General features: G+C 73.8%; 9 protein-coding genes. 6 read left to right on the top strand and 3 right to left on the bottom strand.

Annotation, left to right across the window (positions count from 1 at the left end):
- Window positions 1-64: 64 nt before the first annotated feature.
- The 3 genes from AAHZ94_RS05105 to AAHZ94_RS05095 form a co-directional block, all read right to left on the bottom strand.
- Entirely contained in the window at window positions 65-463 is a 399-nt protein-coding gene (locus AAHZ94_RS05105) for a nuclear transport factor 2 family protein (RefSeq protein WP_349990877.1), read from the bottom strand.
- Window positions 464-597: 134 nt separating this feature from the next.
- Entirely contained in the window at window positions 598-1,533 is a 936-nt protein-coding gene (locus tag AAHZ94_RS05100; RefSeq protein WP_349990876.1) for an NAD-dependent epimerase/dehydratase family protein, read from the bottom strand.
- A gap of 413 nt (window positions 1,534-1,946) precedes the next feature.
- Window positions 1,947-5,153, bottom strand: coding sequence for a non-ribosomal peptide synthetase (locus AAHZ94_RS05095; RefSeq protein WP_349990874.1), 3,207 nt, complete (start codon window positions 5,151-5,153; stop codon window positions 1,947-1,949).
- Between AAHZ94_RS05095 and AAHZ94_RS05090 the strand changes: the two genes are divergently transcribed.
- The 6 genes from AAHZ94_RS05090 to AAHZ94_RS05065 are packed head-to-tail and all read left to right on the top strand — an operon-like array spanning window position 5,037 to window position 10,830.
- Entirely contained in the window at window positions 5,037-5,630 is a 594-nt protein-coding gene (locus AAHZ94_RS05090) for a 3-hydroxyacyl-ACP dehydratase FabZ family protein (RefSeq protein WP_349990873.1), read from the top strand. The two genes, AAHZ94_RS05095 and AAHZ94_RS05090, sit on opposite strands and share 117 nt — an antisense overlap.
- Window positions 5,627-6,127 (top strand): 3-hydroxyacyl-ACP dehydratase FabZ family protein, encoded by a 501-nt coding sequence (locus tag AAHZ94_RS05085; protein ID WP_349990871.1) that lies wholly within the window; start codon window positions 5,627-5,629, stop codon window positions 6,125-6,127. The genes AAHZ94_RS05090 and AAHZ94_RS05085 overlap by 4 nt, the downstream gene beginning before the upstream one ends.
- Before the next feature lie 5 nt (window positions 6,128-6,132).
- Window positions 6,133-7,341 (top strand): beta-ketoacyl-[acyl-carrier-protein] synthase family protein, encoded by a 1,209-nt coding sequence (locus AAHZ94_RS05080; RefSeq protein ID WP_349990870.1) that lies wholly within the window; start codon window positions 6,133-6,135, stop codon window positions 7,339-7,341.
- Complete coding sequence (locus AAHZ94_RS05075; protein WP_349990868.1) at window positions 7,338-8,420, top strand: beta-ketoacyl synthase N-terminal-like domain-containing protein; 1,083 nt, start codon at window positions 7,338-7,340, stop codon at window positions 8,418-8,420. The genes AAHZ94_RS05080 and AAHZ94_RS05075 overlap by 4 nt, the downstream gene beginning before the upstream one ends.
- 11 nt (window positions 8,421-8,431) lie before the next feature.
- The gene (locus AAHZ94_RS05070; RefSeq protein WP_349990866.1) at window positions 8,432-9,229 is read left to right on the top strand and encodes an alpha/beta fold hydrolase; all 798 of its coding nucleotides are present in this window, start codon (window positions 8,432-8,434) and stop codon (window positions 9,227-9,229) included.
- A 29-nt stretch (window positions 9,230-9,258) separates the two neighbouring features.
- Window positions 9,259-10,830, top strand: a complete 1,572-nt coding sequence (locus tag AAHZ94_RS05065; protein WP_349990864.1) for an MFS transporter — start codon at window positions 9,259-9,261, stop codon at window positions 10,828-10,830.
- Window positions 10,831-10,840: the final 10 nt, after the last annotated feature.

Genomic DNA, 10,840 nt, shown 5'->3' with positions numbered 1-10,840 from the left:
GGGCTGGGAGATGTGTATACGACCCCGGGCCTGGGCCAGGGCCCGGCCCGCGGCGGCGGCCGGCTCAGCTCTCGATCACGTGCTGGAGGGCCACCGTGTCGAAGATGTCCTCCATCCGGGTCGCCCTGCCGTCCCGCATCGTCCACGAGTGCACGAAGTCGAGCGTGGCCGTGGTGCCGCGGCGCGAGGTGACCTCGCGGGTGCCGAAGACCACCACCCGGTCGCCCGACTCGATGAACTCGGCCGGCATCAGCCGCATGCCGCCGAGCACGCCGGGCACCCGGGCCAGGAACTCCCGCACCCCCGCGTGCCCGTGCCGGGTGCCGCCGAGCCCGTACGCGGCCATGCCGGCGGGGTGCACCCACGCCACGTCGGGGTGCAGGACGGCGAGCACGCGTTCCTGGTCACGGCTGGCGAAGCCCGCGTAGGCGGCACGGATGGCCTCGATGTTGGGGGAGGTCACGGTCGTCGGCTCCTCGGTGGGTGGGTGGGTCCGGGCAGTGGCAGTGGTGGCAGTGGTGGCTGTGGTGATGGTGGTACGGGACGGGGCCGGGCTGGACCGGGCGCCGGGCGCGCGGGTACCGGTGTGTCGGCGGCTCATGCGCCCGGCGTGGGCAGCAGCCGGTCGGGGTGGTGCGCGGCGAGCGAGCGGCGCAGGCCGGCGCGCCAGTCGACGGTGCAGGAGCCGATGAGCTCGCGGCGCAGCGTCGCGTCGAACGCGTACGTCTCGCGGGTGACCTCGCTGGGCACCAGGCGCGGCGCGCCGCCGGTGAGCCGCTCCAACTCGCGTACGCAGTCGGTGATGCCCACCGCCTCGTCGCCGCCCCAGTTGACGACGGTGGCGCGCACCGCGGCCACCTCCCACAGCAGCGGCACCTGTCGCACCAGGTCGTCGGTGTGCAGCGGCGAGCACCAGTTCTGCCCGCTGGTCGGCACCGGGATGGGCTCGCCCGCGAGCATCCGCCGGAAGTAGAGCATGGGGACGCCGCCGTAACCGCCGGGGCCGTACGCGATGTTCAGCCGGGCGACGGTGGTGGGCAGGCCGAGCACCCGGGCGACGGCCCGCGCCGCGCCCTCGGCGGCGATCTTGGCGACGGGGTACGGGGGCAGCCAGTCCGCCACCCCGTCCAGCGGGTCGCCCTCCCGGTACGGGTGGTCCAGGGTCTGCCGGGCGTAGACGGCGCCCGTGGAGACGTACAGGAACGCGTCGGCGGTGCGGCAGTGGTGCATCAGGGCGCCGGTGGCCACGGCGTTGGCCTCCACGGCCGCGTCGAAGTCGCCGTCCTCACCGCGGCGCACGGCGGCGTGCAGGACGTGGGTGAAGTCGCGGGGCACGTCCGCCAGGGCGGTCGGCGAGCCGTCGCTCAGGTCCCAGTACCGGGTGGTGATCCCGCGCTCGGCGGGCGCGCGCGCGCGGCCCGGGGTGCCGCACCTGCCCAGGCACCACACCTCGTTCCGTACCGCCAGCGCCTCGGCCACCGGCCGGGCCACCTGCCCCGTACCGCCGGTGATCAGGATCTTCTTGCCTTCCACGAACTCGCCGCCTTCCGTCGGATGTCGGTCCTACGAGAGCCCCGCCGGCACACCGTGCACCGCGGGCGGCACGCCGCACCGTGCGGCGCGCTCCGTGCGTCATGCGTCATGCGTCATGCGTGGTGCGTCGTGGGTGGTGCGTCATGCGTGGTGCGTCGTGGGTTGCGCCGCGTGCGCCATGCGTCGTACGGCACGGGTCGTGCGGGGCCCGGGCGCCGGGGGGGGGGGCGGGGGGGGGGGGGCGGGGGGCCCCCCCCCCGCCCGGGCGGGCGGGGGGGGGGGGGGGGGGGGGGGGGGGGGGGGGGGGGGGGGGGGGGCGGCGGGGGCGCCGGGCGGCGCCCGCCGGGGGGGGGGGGGGCCGGGCCCCCGGGCCGGGGCCCGGCAGCGTCAGGTGTCCGCGTCGGACGTTCGTGTCAGACGTCTGCGTCAGGCGTCCGCGTTCGCTCGTCCGCCGGCGTTCGCTCGTCCGCCGGTGGCGCGTCCGTGCCGAAGGCTCGGTCGAGTTCGCGGCGCAGGACCGCCTGGAAGGTGGCGACGTGTCGCGGGCCGAGCATCGTGTAGTGCTCACCAGGCACTTCGACGTAACGATTCTTCGTTCGGGTGTGTTCGTCCCAGCGGTGCAGCTCGTCGGCGAGCCAGCGTTCCTTGGTGCCGCGCAGCGGGGTGGCGTAGAAGACGGTCATCGACTCGACGGTGCCGCTGGGCCGGTAGCTGCGGCCGAGCGCGGTGAGGCCGCTGGCGATGGTGGCCCATTCCGTGAACTTGCCCAGGTCCAGGTCGAGTTCGCGCAGCCGGTGCGCGGGGGCCAGCGCCAGCAGACGGGCGAGGCGGTGCTCGGCCGGCAGGGCGCGCAACTGCTCGGGCAGTTCCAGCGACTGCCGCTTGTCGATCAGTTCGAGGAAGAACGCCAGGTTGGTCGCCGTCTCCACGAAGTCGAGTTCGTCCATGCGGTACTTGATGTGCGGCGGCAGGTTGAGGCTGCCGACGAAGCCGACCCGTTCGCCGAGCGCTTCGAGCCGCTTGGCGATCTCAAAGGCGACCGCGCCGCCGTAGGAGTAGCCGGCGATGGCGTACGGGCCGTGCGGCTGTTTGGCCCGGACGGCCCGCACGTAGCAGTCGACCATCTCGTCGAAGCTCGCGAAGGGCGGCTCGCCGGGGTTGAAGCCGCGGGCGCGCAGCGCGTAGAAGGGCCGCTCGCCGGCGAAGTAGCGGGCGAGGTTGACGAAGACCCGCACTTCGCCGACGCCCGGGTGCACGCAGAACAGCGGGGTGCCGGCGCCGCCCTCCTGGAGCGGCACCACCGGGTCGTAGTCGCCGGGCGCCGGCGCCGCGTCCAGCCGGGCGGCGAGTTGGCGCACGGTGGGGGCGGTGAGCACGGTGATCACCGGCAGGTCCGCGACGCCGATGCGGGCCGCGACCAGCCGGCGCAGCCGGAGCACGTCGAGCGAGGTGCCGCCGAGGTCGAAGAAGCTGGCGGTGGCGCTGACCGTGGCCGGGTCGCGCTCGAAGAGTTCGGCGTAGATCTCGGTGAGCGCCCGTTCGGTGGCGCCGTCGGGGGCGGTGTGGCCGCCGAGTTGGCATCTGGTGAGCTCGGCCACCTCCGCGAGCGCCGTGTCGTACGCGCCGGACTCCAGGCAGGCGCGCATCCGCTGCCGCAGCGTCTTGCCGAGGCTGGTCTTGGGGAACCCGGGCCGCGGCAGCGGCAGCACGTGCAGCGGCCTGACGCCCCAGTGCGCCACGACGGTGGCGCGGACGGCGGTCAGCAGCCGGTGCAGCGCGGCGCCGCCGGCCGCCGCCGGCTCGGGGTGCAGGGCGATCACCAACGCTTCGGTGTCCTGGCCGGGGCCCCGCGTGGGGAAGGCCGCGACCAGCCCGCTGGCCACGCCGTCCAAGCGCTCGACGGCCGCCTCGATGTCCTGGCTGAAGTAGTTGACGCCATGGATGATGACGCTGTCCTTGGCCCGGCCGACCAGCAGCAGCCGGCCGGGGGTGGAGATGTTCGCGGTGCGGCGGTGTGCGGCTTCGGCCGCGGCTCGGTGGTCGCCGCCCCGTACGGCTGCGCTGACGCCCGCACGTGAGCCCGGGCCCGCTCCGGTGCTCGCCCCGGTGCCCGTTCGCGCCTCGGCGTCGGCGCCCGTACCCGCGTCCGTGCCCGCGTCGTCCGTACCCGCGTCCGCACCGGCGACAGCGCCCGTACCCGGGTCCGTGCCCGCGACGGCGCCCGGCCCCGCCCCTGCGGCAACACCCGCGCCCGGGTCGGCCCCCGCATTCGCCTCGTCGGCACCGGCGCCAGCACCGCCCGCCCCGTACGTCACGTCCGCGCCGCCCGTCAGTTCACTGGCCGCTCCGGTGGGCAGGCCGTCGACGCGGCCCAGGTCGCCGGTGCGGAACCAGCCGTCGGGGGTGAACGCGCGGGCGGTGGCGACCGGGTCGCGGTGGTAGCCGTCGGTGATCATCGGCCCCTTGAGCTGGAGTTCGCCCACCTCGCCCGCCGGCCGTACCCGCCCCAGGTCATCCGCGATGCGCAGACACAGACCGCGCACCGGCTGCCCCAGCGAGGCGAACTCCTGCCCCGCGTCCACCTGCGGGAACGCCCGTGAATAGATGCTGCCGGCGCAGGTCTCGGTCATGCCGAACGCGGGCCACAGGGCGTCCCCGCGCAGCCCGTACGGGGCGTAGTGGGCAAGGAACGTTTCGCCCGTACCGCGTACGTTGGCCTCGCCGCCGCTGACCACGTGCCGCAGCGCGCGCAGGTCGATCCGGTCCGCGCCGGAGCCGGCCGCGACGGCCGCCCGCTGGTCGGGCGCGTTCAACAGGCCGAGCAGGAAGTTCGGCGTGAAGGTCATCGTGATCCGGTGCCGCGAGAGGATGCGGAGGAACTCCGTCGGGTCGGCCAGGATGCGGGCGCTGCCCACGTGCAGTTGCTCGGCGCCCACCGCGAGCGGCAGCAGGTGCGCTTCGAGCAGCGCGGCCACGTGGTCGAAGGAGATCCAGTTGAAGGTGCGGTCGGCGCTGGTCAGGGCCTGCCGGTCGGCCTTGCCCGCCATGGCCGCCAGCAGGTTGCGGTGGGTGAGCCGAACCGCCTTGGCGCGGCCGGTCGAACCCGAGGTGAGGACGAGGAGCGCAAGGTCGTCACCCCCGCGCGCGAGGCCGACCGGCGAGCGGTCCGCGACGGGGCTCGCTGCCTTGGCCGTTGGGTCTGTTGGCCCGGCTGCCCGGTCCATCGGTCCGGCTGCCCGGTCTGCCGACTGGGCTGCTGGGGCCGCCTGTTCGGCCGTCTGTGCTGCCGATCGGGCCGCCGGTTCCGTTGGCCCGGTTGCCGATTCCCCCGCCCCAGCCGTCGACTCCGTCAGCCCGGCCGTCGGTCCCGCCGTCCCTGCCGTACGCACCTGTGCCAGGTCGGCCGTGCGCAACCCGTCCACCGGCGGCAGGGTCGCGGCCAGCGCCTCGTTGGTGAGCAGCAGCGGGCCTTCGAGCAGGGTGGCGAGGTGCGTCAATTGGGCGTGCCAGCGGTCCGGGTCGCCGGCGATCGGCACCAGCGGACAGGGCACGTACCCGCCGAGCAGACACCCCCAGAAGGCCGGGACGAACTCCTTCGCGCGTTCCAGCAACAGGGCCACCGCGTCGCCCGGCGCCCCCCCCCCCCCCGCCCCCCCCGGGGGGGGGGCCCCCCCCGCCCCCCCGGGGGGGCCCCCGTCACCGGGCCCGGCCTGCGGGCCGCGCCGATCAAGCCGGTCGACGTGGTGACCGTGGTCTCCGAGTCCGAGGTCATCGCCGTGAAGCAGGTACGCGCGGACGACCCGTACCTGGAGGGCCACTACCCGGACATGACGGTCTACCCGGGCGTCTTCCTCATCGAGAGCGCCTACGAGGCCGTGCTGCACCTCGTCCGCACCACCCGCGGCCCGCAGGCCGACGCCGAACTGACGGCGCTGGACTCGGTCCGCTTCACCACCGCCCTGCGCCCCGGCGACGAACTGCGGGTGCGCTGCGAGTGCCGGCCCGGCGACGAGCCCGGCACGCTCGCGGTCATCGCTCACTGCACCACAGGTGAGGCGAAGGCCGCCCTGCTCAAGATGCGATACCGGTTGCGATGAGCGGCCGAATCGGGGGAACCATGCACGACTACGCGGCCATCCGCCGCCTCATACCGCACGCCCATCCCATCCTGCTGGTCGACCGGGTCCTGGAGATGGACCCGTACGACCGGATCGTCACCACCAAGACCGTCAGCGGCTGCGAACCCTGCTACGGCAGGCTCGCCCCCGACCTGGAGACCCGAGCCTTCGCCTATCCGCCCTCGCTGCTCATGGAGTCCTGGGGACAGGGCGGCGCGGTGTTGTGGATGGAGCGCATCAAGGCGCAGCAGCGGGAGCGCGAGGGCGCCCTGATCCTGGCCGCCACCCGCAACGTGCAGTTGCACCGCTCGGTCTACCCGGGCGACACGCTGCGGCACGTGGTCCGCGTCGACCAGTACGTGGGCGACAACGTGATCCTCAGCGGTGAGTCCTTCGTGGGCGATGAGCTGGTGGCGACCGTCGGGTACGCCATGGCCGTCATGCGCCCGTCCGAGCGTGTTGCGTGGGAGGCGTGAGCGCCATGACCGATGTCGTGATCACCGGGCTCGGCGTGGTGTCGCCGCTCGGCCACACCCTGGACGACTTCTGGAACGGGCTGCTGCGCGGCGAGGTTCCGGTGCGTCCGCTGGACTACCCGGGCACCGCCGTGCACGGGTCCCTCACCTACGTCGTCGACGAGGCGCCGGAGGCCGCCGCCGGCACCGGGCGGGCCAGCGGCTTCGCCGTGGCAGCCGCCCGCTCCGCGCTCACCGACGCCGGCCTGACCGGCGCCGACCAGGACGTCCTGGACGGCGTCGGGATCTGCGTCGGCACCGGCAACGGCGACAGCGACCTGCGCGAGATGGAGCGCGACGGCCGCCGCGAACTGGACGGCGTGCAGTGGTACCCGTTCGGCACCGCGGGCGTCGTCGCCGCCGAACTCGGCGTGCACGGCCCCGGCTTCACCGTCTCCACCGCCTGCGCGGCCGGCGCGTACGCCGTCTCCTTCGGCGCCGAGATGATCACCTCAGGTGAGGCCGACGTGGTCCTGGTCGGCGGCGCGGAGGCCGTCTCGCGCCCCGCGATGGGCGCCTTCCTGCGGCTCGGCGCGGTCGACCCGCTGTACTGCCGGCCCTTCGACGCCGAGCGCGGCGGCACCGTGTACGGCGAGGGCGCGGCCTTCCTCGTCCTGGAGTCCGCAGAGCACGCGGCCCGGCGCGGCGCGGACGCGTACGCCAAGGTCCTGGGCGCCGGCTGGAGCTGCGACGCCAGCCACGTCACCGCGCCCGACCCGAGCGGCGAACAGGCCGACCGGGCCGCCCGCGAGGCACTGGCCCGCGGCGGCGTCACCGAGGCCGCGATCGGCGCGGTCCTCAGCCACGGCACCGGCACGCCCGCCAACGACAGCACCGAGAGCCGCACCACGGCCCGGGTGCTGGCCGAGCGCACCCCCGAGGTGCCGGTCGCCGCCATCAAGGCATCGCTGGGCCACAGCGGCGGGGCCTCCGGCGCGTTCTCCTGCGTGGCCGCGGCCCTGGTGACCAAGCACCAGGTGGTGCCCCCGGTGGGCACCTTGAAGCAGGCCGACCCGGAGTGTGCACTGCGCCTGGTCAAGGGCGAGCCGCAGGCGTCGGTCGGCGATGCCGTACTGGTCAACGCGTATGCGTTTGGCGGCAACAACATCACCGTTGCCATCGGAGCGGCCGAGCCGCGCACCGTCTTCTCGGGTCACTCGGGGGATACGCAATGAGTACGAACGGCAGCACCACCCACGGCAGACACCTGGCGGCGATCACGGGCATCGGCCCCATCACCCGCCCGGCCATCGGCGTCAAGGAGCTCGCCGAGGTCGCCACGCTCGGCTTCACCGCCGACGAACTGACCGCCCCCAACGGCACGTTGGAGATCGACGCGGTGGACAACTTCCACCCGGCGGACTTCCTCGGCCGGCGCGGCTGGAAGTTCTTCCCCGAGCCGACCCGGGCCGCACTGGCCGCGGTCCGGCTCACGCTGGCCGACGCCAAGCGCCACCCGGACACCCTGGAGCCCGATGAGCGCGCCGCGACCGGCGCCCGCACCGGCGTGGTCGTCGGCACCAACTTCGCCGTCGACGCCATCGTGGACCGCATCGACCGGGCGCTGCTCGCCGAGGGCATCCCCGGCATCAGCCCCGTCGAGTGCCCCAACTTCGCGGTGAACGTCCCCGCAGGTCAGCTCGCCATCGCGGGCGGCTTCAAGGCGTTCAACGTCACCCTGGTCGACCTGATGACCGCCGGTTACGAGGCGCTGCTGCTGGCCGGCCGGGCGCTGGCCGAAGGCCGCGCCGACTCCGTGCTCGCCGGCACCATCGAGGGCCCGCCGCCGGCCTCGGCGCACGCGGTGACCGGGCCGCGGGCCGACGCGTTCGGCGCCTGCCTGTTCCACCTGGAGCCGCCGCGCGCGGCCGCCGAGCGCCGCGGGGTGCCGTACGCGTACCTGGCCGGCGGCACCCGCCGGATGCTGCCGGGCGACCCGCAGCACGCGGCCCGCGTCCTCGGTTCGGCGCTCGACCGGCTGGTCGGCGACGCCGGCGCGGACCAGGTCCAGCTCTGCGTACCGGCGCAGCAGGACGGCGCCCACGCCGCCGACGCGGTGCACGCCTGGGCCGCGGCCCGCGGCGGCGACACCACCGTCAGCGTCGTGCACGGGGCCCCGCAGGCCACCGGCACCAGCGCGCTCGCCCTCGGCCGGGAGCTCGCCCGCGAGCTGCGCGGCACCGCCGTCTTCGGCGCACTCGGCCCGCAGGGCAACCTCACCCTGCTGCGACTGACGGCCGACGGGGGCCAGTGATGAGCCGCGGCGTGGCATCGTCCCCCGTCAGTGAATCGCTGCTGTACGGCGAGGAACTCGCCGTACACCGTTTCGCCGAGCTGCCGGCCGCCGCGCTCGTCCACGGCCTGGAGGACGACTGGAGCAGCTACACCAAGCTGAGCCAGCTCCTCTCAGGACGCTTCCGCAGCTTCCCGCTCGACATGCCCTGGCGCTCCGGCGGCACCTACCGGTGGCGCGCCAGGGCCACCAGCGGCCAGTGGATCGAGGGCGGGCTCCAGATGGTGCCCGAACCGGTCTCGGTGCTGATCGCGCACTCGATGGGCGCCAACTCCGTGCTCCAGTGGCTGGCTTCGGGGGCCAACCCGAAGCTGGACGCGCTGGTGCTGCTCTCACCGTTCTACTGGTCGCCCACCCAGCCCGTCGACTGGGCGATCTTCGACGGCTTCCGGGCCCAGTTCGCGGCCGTGATGACCGCGGGCCTCCAGACGCGGCTGGGCGCCCGGGCCCACACGATGGACCCCGACGTCTTCAACACCATGGTGCGGAAGATGTTGGAGAAGATGGGCCCCCAGGCGTTCCTGGCCCTCTTCGACCAGTACAGCGCGGCGTCCTCGCTCGCGCTGTCCCACGTATCGGTTCCCACGCTGGTGATCGGCAGCCCCAACGACCCGGGGATGCTGGGCGATCGTGCCGATGCGCTGCGAGCGGACATGCCCAGCGCGGAACTCTGCCTGGACCCCCGCTTCAGCCACTTCTGCCACGTCGAACAGGCGCAGGAAGTGGCGGATCTGATCATCGCGTTCGTGGACCGCCAGCAGGCGGGCTGACACCGAGACGAAGGGCACCAGGACACCTCATGTCGGGAAACACCATGCACCTACGGGCGGTGCCACCGCGCAACAAGCCGGGGCTCACCCTGCTCGCAGCCCTGCTCGGCCTGTTCATCGCGCTGCTCGACGTCACCGTGGTGACCGTCGCCATGCCCACCATCGGTGAGGACCTGGACGCCACCTTCGACGACCTGGAGTGGGTGGCCAACGCGTACATGCTGGCCCTCGCCGTGCTCATCGTCACCGCGGGCCGCCTCGGCGACCTGTACGGGCAGCGGGTCATCTACATCATCGGCGTGATCGTCTTCCTGGCCGGGTCGGTGCTGTGCGCCGCCGCCGGCGACGTGACGCTCTTCGGCGCCGACCACATCACCACCATGCACGTGGGCCGGGTCATCCAGGGCGTGGGCGGCGCCGTGGTGCTGCCGCTGACGCTGGCCATCGTCTACTCCTCGTTCGAGGGCAAGGCGCGCGCCAAGGGCATCATGATGTGGGGCGCGGTCGGCGGTCTCGCCACCGCGCTCGGCCCGCTGATCGGCGGCCTGCTGGTGGACCACGCCGGCTGGGAGTGGATCTTCCTCATCAACGTGCCGATCGGCGCGGTCGTCATCTTCGCCGCGATCACCGGCATGGGCGCCGACCAGCGCGCCACCAGCACCGGCAACTCCATCGACCTGCCGGGCCTGGTCACCCTCAGCGCCTCGCTGCTCTGCATCAACCTGGCGCTCATCAACGGCAACAGTTGGGGCTGGACCTCGGTCAAGGTGCTCGGGCTGCTGGCCGTCGGGCTGCTGCTGCTCGGGGGCTTCCTCGCGGTGGAGTCCCGCTCCAGTGCGCCCATCATCGACCTGGGCTGGTTCCGCCGGCCCTCCTTCGGCGGCAGCATCACCACCTCGTTCCTGCTGGGCGCCGGCATGTTCTCGGTGATCTTCTACCTGTCGATCTACCTCCAGGAGGGCCTGGACCTCAGCGCCCAGGCCACCGGCGTACGGCTGCTGCCGATGACGCTGATGCTGATGATCGGCGCCCCGCTCGGCGGCCGGATCGTCGCCAAGGCCGGCGTCCGCAAGGCGCTGCTGCTGTCCATGACGCTGATGACGGTGGGCATCGCGCTGTACACGCTGGCCGACCCGAAGGGCGACGCCGGCTCCTGGACGCTGCTGCTGCCCGGCATGCTGATCACCGGTCTCGCCATGGGCATCGCGATGCCCGTCGCCTCCGAGCTGACCATCTCCGCGGCCCCGCAGGACCAGGTCGGCGTCGCGGCCAGCGCCGGCACCATGGTCCGCCAGGTCGGCAACGCGGTCGGCATCGCCATCATGGGCGCGCTGATGAGCAACCGCACCGAGGCAGCCGCCGACGACATGATGGCGCTCCAGCGCAAGGGCGAGGCCACCGCGGAGGCCGCCGAGGCGCTCCACCAGCGGGCGGTCACCGAGGGTCTGGAGTACGGCGCCTGGTACGCCACCGCGATCACCGCGGTCAGCGTGGTGGCGATCTTCTTCCTGGTACGCGACCTGAAGCCGGCGAAGACGCCGCAGGCGCCGCCGAACCACCGCCCGGACGACACGATGCGCCTCACCCTGCCGAACGCCTGACGGAGAACGC

This window comes from Streptomyces sp. HSW2009 (assembly GCF_040240285.1).
Classification (GTDB): domain Bacteria; phylum Actinomycetota; class Actinomycetes; order Streptomycetales; family Streptomycetaceae; genus Streptomyces.
Note: the sequence above shows the minus strand (reverse complement) of the source record. Positions and strands in the feature narration are given on the sequence as shown.

Bases quoted from the DNA above. Each gene is read 5' to 3' on its own strand.
- AAHZ94_RS05065 (WP_349990864.1), top strand. From the start codon at position 9,259: ATGTCGGGAAACACCATGCACCTACGGGCGGTGCCACCGCGCAACAAG.
- AAHZ94_RS05080 (WP_349990870.1), top strand. From the start codon at position 6,133: ATGACCGATGTCGTGATCACCGGGCTCGGCGTGGTGTCGCCGCTCGGC.
- AAHZ94_RS05085 (WP_349990871.1), top strand. From the start codon at position 5,627: ATGAGCGGCCGAATCGGGGGAACCATGCACGACTACGCGGCCATCCGC.
- AAHZ94_RS05075 (WP_349990868.1), top strand. From the start codon at position 7,338: ATGAGTACGAACGGCAGCACCACCCACGGCAGACACCTGGCGGCGATC.